The 13,048-nt window shown below is 65.0% G+C and carries 11 protein-coding genes, 1 tRNA gene and 2 pseudogenes; 8 read left to right on the forward strand and 6 right to left on the reverse strand.

Annotated elements, in window-relative coordinates; all coding sequences use genetic code 11:
• Positions 1 to 63: 63 nt before the first annotated feature.
• The 5 genes and pseudogenes from SHTP_RS21400 to SHTP_RS21420 form a co-directional block, all read right to left on the reverse strand.
• Positions 64 to 888 carry an adenylate/guanylate cyclase domain-containing protein gene (locus tag SHTP_RS21400; protein ID WP_096371719.1) on the reverse strand — a complete coding sequence of 275 codons (825 nt, stop codon included), beginning with the start codon at positions 886 to 888 and terminating at the stop codon, positions 64 to 66.
• A 47-nt stretch (positions 889 to 935) separates the two neighbouring features.
• Complete coding sequence (locus tag SHTP_RS21405) at positions 936 to 1,958, reverse strand: methyltransferase (protein ID WP_020727471.1); 1,023 nt, start codon at positions 1,956 to 1,958, stop codon at positions 936 to 938.
• A gap of 104 nt (positions 1,959 to 2,062) precedes the next feature.
• The gene (locus tag SHTP_RS21410) at positions 2,063 to 2,242 is read right to left on the reverse strand and encodes a hypothetical protein (protein ID WP_011738969.1); all 180 of its coding nucleotides are present in this window, start codon (positions 2,240 to 2,242) and stop codon (positions 2,063 to 2,065) included.
• Between the two features lie 213 nt (positions 2,243 to 2,455).
• Positions 2,456 to 4,207 (reverse strand): annotated as a pseudogene (locus SHTP_RS21415) (pentapeptide repeat-containing protein); the annotation flags it as partial.
• A 21-nt stretch (positions 4,208 to 4,228) separates the two neighbouring features.
• Complete coding sequence (locus SHTP_RS21420) at positions 4,229 to 5,431, reverse strand: ISAs1-like element IS2404/ISMul1 family transposase (RefSeq protein WP_420873031.1); 1,203 nt, start codon at positions 5,429 to 5,431, stop codon at positions 4,229 to 4,231.
• A 179-nt stretch (positions 5,432 to 5,610) separates the two neighbouring features.
• Between SHTP_RS21420 and SHTP_RS21425 the strand changes: the two genes are divergently transcribed.
• From SHTP_RS21425 to SHTP_RS21445, 6 genes and pseudogenes are all read left to right on the forward strand, one after another.
• On the forward strand, positions 5,611 to 6,924 hold the full coding sequence (locus SHTP_RS21425) for a cation:proton antiporter (RefSeq protein WP_231991663.1): 1,314 nt from the start codon (positions 5,611 to 5,613) through the stop codon (positions 6,922 to 6,924).
• Between the two features lie 121 nt (positions 6,925 to 7,045).
• Complete coding sequence (locus SHTP_RS21430; protein WP_096371722.1) at positions 7,046 to 7,858, forward strand: mycofactocin-coupled SDR family oxidoreductase; 813 nt, start codon at positions 7,046 to 7,048, stop codon at positions 7,856 to 7,858.
• Between the two features lie 122 nt (positions 7,859 to 7,980).
• Entirely contained in the window at positions 7,981 to 8,244 is a 264-nt protein-coding gene (locus SHTP_RS29260; protein WP_231991179.1) for a TetR family transcriptional regulator, read from the forward strand.
• Positions 8,245 to 8,586 carry a TetR family transcriptional regulator C-terminal domain-containing protein gene (locus SHTP_RS29265; RefSeq protein WP_231991180.1) on the forward strand — a complete coding sequence of 114 codons (342 nt, stop codon included), beginning with the start codon at positions 8,245 to 8,247 and terminating at the stop codon, positions 8,584 to 8,586.
• The gene (locus SHTP_RS21440; RefSeq protein ID WP_096371723.1) at positions 8,583 to 9,317 is read left to right on the forward strand and encodes an ABC transporter ATP-binding protein; all 735 of its coding nucleotides are present in this window, start codon (positions 8,583 to 8,585) and stop codon (positions 9,315 to 9,317) included. Before SHTP_RS29265 ends, SHTP_RS21440 begins: the two co-directional genes overlap by 4 nt.
• Positions 9,311 to 11,697, forward strand: a pseudogene (locus SHTP_RS21445) (ABC transporter permease). Before SHTP_RS21440 ends, SHTP_RS21445 begins: the two are co-directional and overlap by 7 nt.
• Before the next feature lie 40 nt (positions 11,698 to 11,737).
• Here the strand turns inward: SHTP_RS21445 and SHTP_RS21450 are convergent.
• A tRNA-Tyr gene (locus SHTP_RS21450) sits at positions 11,738 to 11,823 on the reverse strand.
• A 66-nt stretch (positions 11,824 to 11,889) separates the two neighbouring features.
• Between SHTP_RS21450 and SHTP_RS21455 the strand changes: the two genes are divergently transcribed.
• Together SHTP_RS21455 and SHTP_RS21460 are read left to right on the forward strand one after the other, a co-directional pair.
• Positions 11,890 to 12,381, forward strand: a complete 492-nt coding sequence (locus tag SHTP_RS21455; RefSeq protein ID WP_011738960.1) for a YajQ family cyclic di-GMP-binding protein — start codon at positions 11,890 to 11,892, stop codon at positions 12,379 to 12,381.
• A gap of 101 nt (positions 12,382 to 12,482) precedes the next feature.
• Positions 12,483 to 13,019: a GNAT family N-acetyltransferase gene (locus SHTP_RS21460; protein WP_015354533.1), complete on the forward strand. Its 537-nt coding sequence runs from the start codon at positions 12,483 to 12,485 to the stop codon at positions 13,017 to 13,019.
• Positions 13,020 to 13,048: the final 29 nt, after the last annotated feature.

The following is a 13,048-nucleotide window of genomic DNA, read 5'->3' on the forward strand; positions in this document are numbered from 1 at the left end:
GAGGCCAAGTTGACGACAGTGGCTTCGGGCGGCCGCGCCGCACGACAACGCCCGATGGCTGTATCACGGCGTCGGCGGGGCCGCGCCGTCGACCGTAATCCGGCGCGCCACAACGGGTTCTGCCTTGCCCTTGAGGGTCAGCGTGACGACCTCGCCGTCCTGCACGCCCGCAAGACCAGCCACCCGCTCAGACATCACGATCTCCCCGCCCGCGGCCACGGCCTGTAGTCGCGCCGCCGTATTGACGACAACCCCGAGCGCGGTGAAGTCGCGGATCTCGCCCTCATCCACGATGCCGACGTATGCCGGGCCGACGTTCAGACCGATGCCGACCTTCAACTGCGGCCCCTCGGCAGTGCCGTAGCCCTGCGCCCGCAGGATGGCGCGGGCGTCACTCACCATGGAATTGACGTAGCGGCCGTCCCGGGTGAGCCGTGCAAAGTAAAGACCCATGACTTCGTCACCGATGAGCTTGTCGACAATCCCGTGCCGAACAATCACCTGCGTCAGTTTCGAGTAGAAGCGATTGAGGGCGGCGACCATTTCATCCGGCGGGACAGTCTCCGCCAGCGCGGTGGAGCCGCGGACGTCGGCGAATAGAACCCCGATCGGCAGCGTGACCCCACCGCCGGCCGCCTTCTCAAAACAGAGTTGGCACCAGCGCGGGTTTTTTCGCGATGGGCTCTTGCCCACGCGACGCATCAGCCAGCCGCCGAATCCCGCGAACGGATTGCCGCAGGCTTCGCACCGCGGGGCCGCGGGAAGGCTGGAGATGAGTCGAATTCCCCGACGCACCGAGGCGTGGCCAAAGGACTCGAAGAAACGCTCCCATTCCTCCGCGTTGGCCTGCGCCCCGTCCGGGCGCGGTGGGGTGCGTCCGCGCGCCATCAGTCGATTCTTACACCACTGGCCCTGTCGACGCAGCCATCGGACATCTACTTGTAGGCAACGGCGGCGCTCGAGCCGGCGGCCAGTGCGATCACCTCGAAGGAACGGAATCCGGCTGCACCGCACCATTTTCGGAAGTCGGCGCCCGTGTAGTCGAATGCGTCACCGAATTCGATCAGCATATTCAGCGACATCATCAGCCCTGCGGTGTTTTTCCGGCGGGCGTCGTCGATCAGCGTCTCGATCGCGATGAACGCCCCGCCCTCGGGCAGGGCCTCGTAGGCTTTCGCGATCAACCGTTGCTTGCCGTCGAGGTTCCAGTCATGCAGGATCTGGCCCATCGTGATGACATCGGCGCTCGGCAGCGGATCGGCAAAGAAGTCGCCGGACACCGCACGCACCCGGTCACCGAGTCCCTGCTCACTGAGCTTGCGCCGCGTGATGTCGGTTACCGCGGGCAGATCAAAGCTGATGCATTGCAGGTGGGGATGGGCGGCGGCGGCCGTCCGTGACAGCAGCCCGTTGGCGCCGCCGACATCGCAGAGGCTGCCGTAGCGCTGGAACGGAAAGCGTTTCACCAGCAGCTCGCAGTTGCGCCGCGATGCGGAATCCATGGCACCCAGGAAGACCTCGAGACGTCGCGGATCGGCATAGACCGTCTCGAAGAACGGCCGGCCCGTCTGCTTGATCTCGTTCTGCGGCTTGCCCGTCTGCAGCGCGTCGGTGAGGTCCGCCCAGAACCGATAGTTGCGTTGGTCCCAAATCTTGAGCAGACCGCCCTGGTACTCGGGGCTGGCTTCATCCAGGTATCGCGCGGTCTCCGCTGTGTTGCGGTAGCGAGCGTCTGGTCCGTCGCCGTCGCGCGCCAGCAGGTCCAGCGATACCAAGGCATCGAGGAAGTCCGTCGCCGGCCGCGGCACCAGCCCGAGAAGTTCGGCAAGGGCCTGCGCCGTCATCGCCCGGTCGCCCAGTTCGGTGAACAACCCAAGTCCGACCGCGGTGAGCAGCACTTTCGACGGGCCGTATCCGGCGCCGATTGCCATGATCCGATCGGGGCTCGACTGATCCATTACGCGCCCCGCCGAGCCCAGTCCATCAACCTCATCAAGCAAGCAGTCTATGGCCGTCACCGAGCTGTGCCGGGCCGGTCCGCGTCACAACGGTCGGGAACGGACTATCCAGCGCCGGAGTCGACGGCGGCCGCCGGCGCTTGCGGAGCCACACCGTGAGCTGGCGCCGCGTTGTCTTGCCAGGTGTCAACCGTGCAGCCGGCGAGCCCGAATGCCCCGAACACGGCGGCCAGCACCACCAACCCGCACGCCACCGGCCGACGGTTCTTGCTGATACCAATCATCGTTGTTTTCTCCCTGATCGTTGGAACCGAACTGAACGGCCTTGATACCCAAGGCTTGATGCCGCTAACGCTGTTCGCCATGTCTTTTTCGCGAAGGACTCTGGCGCACCACACGCTCAAGTACGCAACGCGCGCCCGAGTCGCCGCCACCCTGAGCACATCCGGTTGGATGCAATCCCACGTCACTGACCTGAGTGCCGATGCGACCAGCCATTACCAGATGCCTCGGAAGAAGCCCGAGAGATTGTTGCCGATGTTGGAAACGCCCGACACGAGGCTGGTGACGGAGAAGGGCAGGACGCCTGTGTTGGCGATCCCCGACACGCCGCTGCCCAGGTTGTAGAAGCCCGAGGACAGGCCACCGTAGTTCTGGTAGCCCGAGCCGCCCAGCAGCCCCGCCGGGTTGGTGTTGAACCAGCCCGACAAACCCGAGCCGTTGTTGGCGTAACCCGAGTTCCCGCCGGCGCCGGTGTTGAAGAAGCCCGACGAAGGTGTGGCACTTGTGTTGAGGTAGCCCGGTCCACCCGGGATGGCGAATTCGGCAAGAGTGGTGCTGGGCAGGTGGATGCTGGGGATGGCGATCGGGGGCGTCGTGAACCCACCGATTCCGATTGGCGCAATGGTGAACTCGTTCGTGGTGAATGCCGGGATGTTGATTTGCGGCAGGGTGAACCCGGCAACCGCGATTGGATCAATCGTGAACGGATCCGTACTGAACGGCGGAGTCGAAATCTGCGGCAACGTGAACCCACCCAACCCAATCGGATCAATCGTGAACGGATCCGTACTGATCGGCGGAGTCGAAATCTGCGGCAACGTGAACTCGTCCACCCCGATCGGTGGAATGGTGATCGCCGTGGTGGTGATCTCGGGTGTCGTGATGTCCGGAAGCATGAAGGCTGCGACGTTGATCGGATCGAAGGTGGTCGAGGGAATGGTGAAGCCGGAAAGACCGATGGAGGGGATTGTCCAATTTCCACCGTTGGGGTCATCGATGGTGAAGTAAGGCAATGTGAAGCTACCGAAGGTTACGCCAGGAATGGACAACTCTCCGATAACGCCATTCTCACCTACTGGCAATCCAGGGTAGGCGCCAAAGACGATGCGCGGAATGAATGTCTGTAGCTGGAGTTTGGTGATCACACTGTTTGTAAACACGTCGTGCACTAATAGCAGATCGACCGGATTCTGATTAAATGGCGGAATGGGAGATACCGTCGGCGTGATAATGGTGGGCAGAAACCACCCGGGTGCGGAAATAGAGGGGCCAGTGAACCCACTCACGGTTACGCGGGGTGTAGTGATCGGCGGGATGGAGATCTCAGGCAGTGCTACCGGCGGCACGCTGATGGGAGGAGTAGTTATCTGAGGCAGGTCGAAACCGCCCACCGCGATGTTGCCGAGCGCCTGCGACGGGATGGTCAGAGACGGAATCGTGAACTCGGGCATACCGAAGCCGCCAACGGTGATGTTGGGTGGAGTCGTCATCGCCGGAATATCCAACCCCGGCAATGTAATACCCGGCAGATCAAACCCGCCCACCGTGATGTTGGCCGGTGTGGATATGGCAGGAATCGACATCGAGGGCACAGTGATGGGCGGCAGGCTGAACGCCGGAATAGATATTCCGGCCAGCTCGAGAGGCGGCAGAGTCAGATCGGGCGTGGTGATCGCGAAGTGCAGGCTGCCTTGTCCAACACCGCGGTAGAAGAAGCCGTTATTGAGATCACCGGTGTTGAGCAGCCCGTTGTTCATGTCGCCGAAGTCCAGAGCACCGGTGTTGAGATCGCCGTTGTTGAACCAACCGGTATTTCCGTCACCGATGTTGAAGGCACCGGTGTTGGACGCCCCCGGGTTGAAGCTCCCCATGTTGTAGCTGCCGGTGTTCAGATACCCTGTGTTGGCGTTGCCGACATCAAGAACACCCGTGTTGAACATGCCGGGATTGAAGAAGCCGGTGTTCCCCCAGGGCTCCGGCGTTGTTGATTAGCAGGCTTGTGAGCTGGGGAATTGTGGATTGAGGAGGTCTAGGCGGCGGTTGGCGGTCAAAGCGGTGATCCGGCAGGCTTCGGCGATGTTGTCGGCGCCGTTGAGGCGGTGCAGATTGATCGCGGTGTTGCGTAGCGTTGCTAGGACCTGTGCGCCGTTTCCGGTATGTGCCCTTTGACGGTCTTCGTCGAAGGTGACGTCGCGTATCCAGTGCAGGCTGTTCTCGATTCCCCAGTGTTGACGCATCCAGGTCATGATCGCGGTAGGGCGGGCGTGCTCGAACGGCAGGCTGCAGATGGCATAGACCACCTCCACGCTGCGCTGGTCGGTGGCGGTGATCAAGCGTTCACGAGTGATCCGGATGATTTGTTTTGCGTAGGGGAAGCCGATTCCTCGTGCAGCGGTGATGATTTGCAGGGTGCGGGTCTCGACACGGCCGTGGCCGCGGGAGTCGTCGGTAGCGGCTGCGGGCACCTCGGCCCAGGGCAGCGCGGTGATACGCGCAAGTATTTTGGCTTGGTTGGACTTGACGATCATCAGGTAGTGCGACTTCAAGGTGGCGCAGATCAACTTCGCGGTGACGACCTGGGTATGCATCGCATCCACGGTGACCAGCCACCGCAAGCTACCCGGCAGCAGCGTGAGCAGGGCACGTACGCAGGGAATTTCATTGCTTTTCTCGGCGACAGCGAGTTGACCGAGCACCAATCGGGCACGGTGGGCGAACACCGACACGAGATGCGTGGCTGTCGCTTTGGCGCGTAAAGCACCACGCAGCATCTTGCCGTCCAACGCGATCGGCACCAATCCACTGGGGTCGCTGCTGGCCACGTGTGCAGTGAAGTAACTGCCCATCCTGGCGTTGAGGTCGGCGGGGTCTAGCCGAGACAAAACAGCGCGGAAGGTCTTCTCACTGGGCCGCCGGAACCGGACCCCTAATTGGGCCAACACATCATCGGGAGCGGTGGCCGCCCATGTGGCAAAACCAGCATAGCCGCGCATCCCCGCGGCAGTGGCCAGAACCGCGATCGCCAACAAAGCCATCAGCGAATACCTCCGACCGCGTGGGTCCCTCGGGTCTGGCACCGAGGCCAACACATCGAGAAACTCCGATCCGATGAGCTCGCTGCGCTCACCAGGACTCCAGCGGTCGAACACCTCTGGAACCGACGACACAGGCAATACTGAAACGATAGGCACGGGCAACTCCAGACCAACGACGAACAGTAACCAACTCGATCGTTCTCCAGATAGCCCGTGCCTACACTCCGGCCCCAATAGCGCGGCACCAAAGATCATCAACCCAGCCCACAAGCCTGCTAATCAACAACGCCGGAGCCCTGGGGTCGCCTTGCCCGCGCTCACGCCCGCTGACCGGAGTGGCTGACACTCGGGTGATCGAGGAAGCTGTTAGCGGCTGCGTTTTCGCGCAACAGCCACAGCCGGCTACCGACGACCGAAGCGGAGTAACTGTGAGCCTTGTCCTGGCGTTCGGCGTGGTACTGCTCATCAGCGTGTCCCTGTCCGGGGTCGCCGCCCGGACGGTGCTGTCCAGCGCGCTGTTGTTCCTGGTCGCCGGCGCCCTGCTGGGACCCGGGATTCTCGGGTTGGACAACATCGGCCCAAACGACCCGATCGTCGTCGCGCTCGCAGACGTGGCGCTGTTTACCGTGCTGTTCACCGACGGCCAGCGGGCCAATGTCCGCGAATTGCGTGAGACCTGGACGCTGTCCGGGCGCGCCCTGGGCGTCGGGATGCCGTTGACCATGATCGGAATCGCGGTGCCGGCCCACTTCCTCACCGGCCTGAATTGGCCGACCGCATTCCTGGTGGGCGCCATCCTGTCCCCCACCGATCCGGTCTTTGCGGCAGCCATCGTCGGGCGCTCGGACATCCCGGAACGGTTGCGCCGACTGCTAAATGTCGAGTCCGGCCTCAATGACGGATTGGCGCTGCCGTTCGTGATGATCTTCCTGGCCACCGCCCAGGGCGCCGGCTCCGACGTGCTGTGGGTCGGGGTGGAGCTCGTTCTCGGGCTGGCGCTCGGGGTCGGGGTGGCCGCGGCCGTGGCGTTCGCGTGGCGGGCAAAGATCCTGACGGCCGAAACGCACCTGCAGCCGTTGGGCCCACTGGCGATCGCGGTGGTGGTGTACTCGGCCTGTCACCTCACCCACGCCAACCCATACCTGGCCGCCTTTGCCGTCGGCTCCACGCTGGCCACCTTGGACCATGTCGCCGCCGAGCAGTTTCAACCGTTCGGTGATCTTCTCTCAGAAGTCACCAAGTTCGCCGCGCTGATCGTGTTCGGCGCGTTGATCACCCCCGATCGGTTGTCCGGGCTCAGTTGGCGCGATTGGCTGTTGGCCGTGGTCGTGATCGCGGTGATCCGACCGGCCGCGATGTTGCTGTCGCTGGTGCGGACCCAGCTCAGCCGACAGGAGCGGTTGACTGCCGCATGGTTCGGGCCAAAGGGTTTTGCCTCGGTGGTCTACGGCCTGCTGGCATTGCAGTCGGGATTGGCCAGCAAGGAGCTGGTGTTCGATATCGTCGCCGTCACCATTGCGCTCTCGATCGTGCTGCATTCGTCAACCGACGTACCGATAGCCAAGGTGCTGCAGGTCGAACCCCCCGACGACCTGCCGGGCTGCCGCGAGCCCGCCGATGCCGACGAAGAGGCGACCGCAGAAGTCTGATCCCGCCGGCAATGTTGGCCGCAGCGACACTAAATCGACTCCCCCACAGCATATTTCGCAGCCACAATTGGTCGGCGTGGGCCGCCGTCGCCGGCCCGCCAGGCTGCTAACCTAACCCGCTATGGGTGCCTTGGACGGACGTGTCGCCTTGATCACCGGCGGAGCCCGCGGGCAGGGCCGCGCGCACGCGCTGGCCCTGGCGGGCCAGGGGGCCGATATCGCCCTCGCCGACGCGCCGGGCCCGATGGCGGAGCTGACCTACCCGCTGGGCAGCGAGGAAGACCTGCTCGCCACCGCCGAACTCGTCGGCCAGCTGGGCCGGCGTTGCCTGCCGATGGTGGTCGACGTGCGCGACCCGGCCCAGGTGAACACCGCGGTTGAGCGGACGGTGCGCGAGCTGGGCAGCCTCGATATCGTGCTGGCCAATGCCGGCATCGTCAGCACCGGGCGCCTCGAAGAGGTAAGTGACCAGGTTTGGCAGCAGCTGATGGACACCAACCTGACCGGCGTGTTCCACACCCTGCGCGCGGCCATTCCGGTGATGCGCCAACAACGCTTCGGCAGGATCGTGGCGACATCGTCGATGGGCGGCCGAATGGGCATCCCGGAATTGGCGGCCTACAACGCCACCAAGTGGGGGATCATCGGCCTGATCAAGTCCGTCGCCCTCGAGGTCGCCAAGGAAGGCATCACGGCCAACGTCATCTGTCCGACCACGACGCAGACACCGATGGTGCAGCCCGCCGGGATCGGAGATGATCAGGAAGTTCCCGACGATCTGGTGCGGCGCATGATGAAGGCCAACCCCATCCCTCAACCGTGGCTGCAACCGGAGGACGTCAGCCGCGGGGTGGTCTATCTGGTCACCGACCCGGGTGTCATCACCGGCAGCGTGCTGGAAGTCGGGCTCGGCGGCAGCGCTCGCATGCACTGACTCGGCGGCGCCCGAAGCGGCGCCGAACGACGTTCAAGCCACTTTGACCCTCGCGACCCGCTTCCACGCGGCGTACAATTTGGTCAGACGCCCAATGTGATCGTCCAAATTGAGGTAGTCGCATGCCAACAGCTGCCGAGCGAGGCGCACAAACCCGGGCCGCGCTGATGGCCGCCGCGGTAGCGGTGATCGCCGAACGAGGCTGGGGGGCGGCCACCACCCGGATGGTGGCCGAACGGGCCGGACTTCCGCCGGGGTTGGTGCACTATCACTTCGCATCGTTGAACGACCTGCTGATCGATGCGGCCCTGCAGGCAGCGCGCGAGGAAGCCGCTCAGGTGCTGGACGGACTGGCCGGCGATTCACCGTCGCAGGGAATAGACTGATTGATCGACGCGGTCTCGTCCTACGACGTCGATGATCGAAACCAAAACCCGGCGATCCTGGTGTTTGGCGAAATGCTCTTGGCAGCAACACGATACGAGCGGCTGCGAATGGGCTTGGCGGAAATCCTCGGCGACTACCGATCCACACTGCGTCAGTGGCTCGCAGATCAGGGCGGCGCCATCGATCCCGAGGCGACCGCGGCATTGATGTTCGCGGCCATCGACGGATTGGTGCTGCATCGGGTGATCGACCCGCGATTGCGCACCCTGGCCATCCGGCCGGCGTTGCGCCGGCTGGCGGGACTGCCGACGGCCCAGACCGACGAGAGGACGCCATCATGACACGAGCGCAAGCGCCTACCTCACCGCGCGGTGGGGTTTCTCTGCACGGTGTCGACAAGACCTTCGGAACCGCAGCAGCGTCGGTACATGCGCTGCGCGGCATCGACCTGGACATCGAACCCGGTGAACTGGTGGCGATCGCCGGGGAAAGCGGGTCGGGCAAAACCACCCTGCTCAACGTCATCGGCGGCATCGAGGAGGCCAACAGCGGTTCTATTAACGTTGCCGGACAAGATATTTCGGGGTGCCGGCCGCGCGCACTGAGCAAGTTCCGCCGCGACCACGTGGGGTTCATCTTCCAGTTCTTCAATCTGATCCCGACGCTGACCGCCAAGGAAAACGTCGAAGTGATCGTCGAGCTGACCGGCCGAGGTGATCGGCGCCGCGCGGCCGAATTGCTGGATGCGGTCGGGCTGGCCGATCGGGCCGGCAGTTTCCCCGGCCAGCTCTCCGGCGGCCAGCAACAGCGGGTGGCCATCGCGCGTGCGCTGATCACCGACCCGGACCTGCTGTTGGCCGACGAGCCGATGGGGGCGCTCGACGTGGCCACCGGCCGACGCGTGCTCAAACTGCTGCAGCAGACCAACCGGTCGGGTCTGGGCGTCATCATGGTGACCCACAACCGGGCGGCCGCCGATGTCGCCGACCGCATCATTCAGATGCGCGACGGAGCGATCGTCGAGCAGCGTCGCAACTCAGCCCCGGCCGAGGCAAGCAGCGTGCGGTGGTGACTGAGGTGCCAACCGAACCGCCCCGCGCCCGGCCGAATTGGACCCTGCTCCGCAAGACCGTCCGTGATCTGCGGCGACGCCCCGCTCAATCGGTGGCCATCGCGGTCATCGTGATGCTCGGGGTGCTGCTCTTCATCGCCAGTTATGACTCGTTCCGCAACCTCACGGCGTCCTACAACCGCACCTATGACCGGCTGCATTTCGCCGACCTCACCGCCTCCGGAGGCGACCCCACCCAGCTGGCCTCCGCCGCGCGGGAGCTCGCCGGCGTCGAGAACGTCGCGACCCGCGTGGTGCGGGACCGACCGGTGAACATCGACGGCACCCAACTGATCGGTCGGGTGGTCGGGTTGACCGGCGGCGGCCACGGGGTCGACGACGTGGAGATCGTCGACGGACGCGCACCCGATCCCGATGCCCCCGCACAGGTCGCGATCGAAAAACACGCAGCCGAGTCATTTCAGCTGAGCCCGGGCGATCGTGTCGATGTCTACAACGGCTCCGGTTGGCGCACCGCCGAGATCACCGGGGTGGCCCGCTCGCCCGAGTACTTGTGGCCGGCGCGTAGTCGTCAAGACATCCTGCCCGACCCACATTCCTTCGCCGTACTGTTCGCGCCACCGCGGCTCGCCGCACAGCTCACCGGGCAGCCAGGGCCCAATCAGACCCTGGTCCAGATGGCCGCCGGAGCGACCACGGCCGATCGGGACCGGGTGGCCGGGCTACTGCTGTCCCGCGGCGCCTTGGACGTGCAGACCCGCGACGAGCAACCTTCCAACGCAGCGCTGCACGAAGACCTCAATGGCTTCTCCGAACTCGCGGTGGGATTCCCGGTGCTCTTCCTGACCGCCGCCGCGATCGCCGAGTACGTCGTCGTCACCAGGGTCGTGCAGGCCGAGCGGCGGATCATGGGCGCGATGCTGGCCATGGGCGCCCGGCCGGCCACGGTCATCCGGCACTACCTGGGATACGGCGTCGCGGTGGCCACCATGGGCGCGCTGCTCGGCGTCGTTCTCGGTGCGGGCGCCACCTCGCTGGTCACCAGCCTGTACACCGCGGCCATCGGGGTCCCCGACACGGTGGTCCGACACCACGTGTCCACCGCGGTCCTGGGCTTCGCCCTCGGCCTGGCAACCGGCCTGGTCGCCGTGCTGGTGCCGGCCATCACCGCGGCACGCACCGCGCCGGCTGACGCCATGCGCGGCCAACGAGTGCTCGCCACCGCGATGGGGCCACTTACCCGGCTGACCGCGCGGTGGCGGCTGCCCGCGGTGATCCAACTCGCCGTGCGATCGTTGACCCGCAGCCGCGGGCGCACCGTCGCGACCATGGTGGGCGGGGTGCTGGCGTTGATCCTGGTGTTGGCCTCGGTCGGGATGATGACCAGCATGCGCGCCATGCTCGACGTCCAGTTCGGTGAGGTGCAACGGCAGGACGCTTCGGCGCTCGTTGCGCCCAGCGCGGCGGGCCCCGGCGGCTTGGCGAGCCAATTGGCGGCCCTACCCGGGGTGTCGGCGGTCGAACCCAGCACCACCGTCGCGGTGACCGTACGCGCCGGCGGACGCACCTATGCGACGACGCTGACCGGTTTCGTGCCACACAGCTCCATGCACGGATTCCGGGGCACCGACGGGCGCGCGCTGGCCCTGTCCAAAACGGTGTGCTGGCCGGGGCAGCACTGGCCGACAAACTCGACGTGCGGGTCGGCTCCGATCTGATCGTCATCCCCGCGGGGGGATCGCCACAGCATGCCAAGTTGGCCGGCCTGGTCGACGAACCGCTGGGAACGGTGCTCTATGCCACCAACTCGACGGTTGCCGCGATCACCGGCAGCGTGGTCAACGGGTACCTGTTGCGCTTCGGCGCCGATGCCGACCGCGCCGGGTTGCGCGCGGACATCACCTCGCTGCCCGGTGTGCTCGCCTACACCGACACCCACGCACTCGAGAACACGGTCAACCGCTACCTCGGGTTGTTTTGGGCGTTCGTCGGGGTCATGCTGGCGCTGGGCGGGGCACTGGCCTTCGTGGTGATCTACGTAACGATGACGGTGAACATGGCCGAACGCACCACGGAGTTGGCCACCCTACGCGCGGCCGGCGTGTCAACACCGCGGCTCACCGCGACGCTGACCCTGGAGAACCTGCTTGCCACCGCGGCAGCACTTCCCTTCGGGCTGGCCGCGGGCGCGGGGGCGGCGTGGCTGTTCCTGCAGTCCTTCAACAGTGATCTGTTCAACATGCAGCTGGCCCTCGGGTGGTCGACGTTGGCGCTGGCGGCGGTCGCCGTGCTCGCCGCCGCCGCGATTTCGCAGCTACCCACCATGCGGATGGTGCGCGATGTCGACATCGCGCGCGTGGTGCGCGAACGGGCCCAATAACATCCACCGGGGTCAGCGGGCACGCGCGCAGTGCTCAAGTTGGTGGCAGGTACAGGATTCGAACCTGTGTAGGCGTAAGCCGACGGATTTACAGTCCGCTCCCATTGGCCGCTCGGGCAACCTGCCGCATAGCAGGGTACAACGACCGGGTAGACAGAACACAAACGGCTCTCCAAAGAAGGGACTTATCGCATGGCCGACTCATCGTTCGACATCGTCAGCAAGGTCGACCACCAGGAAGTCGACAACGCGCTCAACCAGGCCGCCAAGGAGCTGGCCACGCGATTCGACTTCCGCGGCACCGACACCAAGATCGCGTGGAAGGGCGACGAAGCAGTGGAACTGACCTCGTCCACCGAGGAGCGGGTCAAGGCCGCGGTGGACGTCTTCAAGGAAAAGCTCATCCGCCGCGACATCTCGATGAAGGCCTTTGACGCCGGCGAGCCCCAGGCGTCCGGCAAGACCTACAAGGTCACCGGCGACATCAAGCAGGGCATCAGCGGTGACGACGCCAAGAAGATCACCAAGCTCGTCCGCGACGAGGGCCCCAAGGGCGTCAAGACCCAGATCCAGGGCGAGGAGATTCGCGTCACCAGCAAGAAGCGCGACGACCTACAGACCGTCATCGCCATGCTCAAGCAGGCCGACCTGGACGTCGCGCTGCAGTTCGTCAACTACCGATAGAACTCCCTGCGGGCGCCCGAAGCGATCATGGTCGTCCGGGTCGTAGAAGTGCTGGACACGCTGGCCACGTAGGCTATGAAGGTCCGCATTAGGGGGCCCCTATGGCGACTGCCGACGATGAAATCCTCACCGGCCCGCGGCTGATCCTGCGCCCCCTGCGGCCCACCGACGCCGATGTCGTGTTCTTCGAGGTCACCTCGGATGACGAAGTAATGCGCTACCTTTCGTGCAACACGCATTCCGACGTCGAGCAGACCAGGCACTTCATCACCGAGCTGTGCATGGACGACAACAATCGCGGTTGGATCATCAACTGGCGCAGCACCGGCGATCCGGTCGGGTTCTGCACCTGGATCCGGCCGGAGGGCCCCGAGGTTCAACTGGGCATTTCCCTCGGCCGCCGTTGGTGGGGGCAACATGTCACGTCCGAGGCGCTGGACTTGCTCATCGAACAGGCACAGCGGGATCCGAGCGTGCATCGCGTGTGGGCCGCATGCCACGTTGACAACATCGGAGCCGCACGAGCGCTGGAGCGCAACGGTTTGTCCATGCAGGACCGGCTGGAGCGCTACTGCGTGTTCCCCAACCTCGGCGCGGAGCCGCAGGACGCCTTTCGGTTCGCAAGGACGCTCAGATAGCTTCATCGCCGCATCGCAAGCCTTGGCCA

The sequence above is a fragment of the Mycobacterium ulcerans subsp. shinshuense genome (assembly GCF_002355775.1).
In the GTDB taxonomy this organism is placed as follows: Bacteria; Actinomycetota; Actinomycetes; order Mycobacteriales; family Mycobacteriaceae; genus Mycobacterium; species Mycobacterium marinum.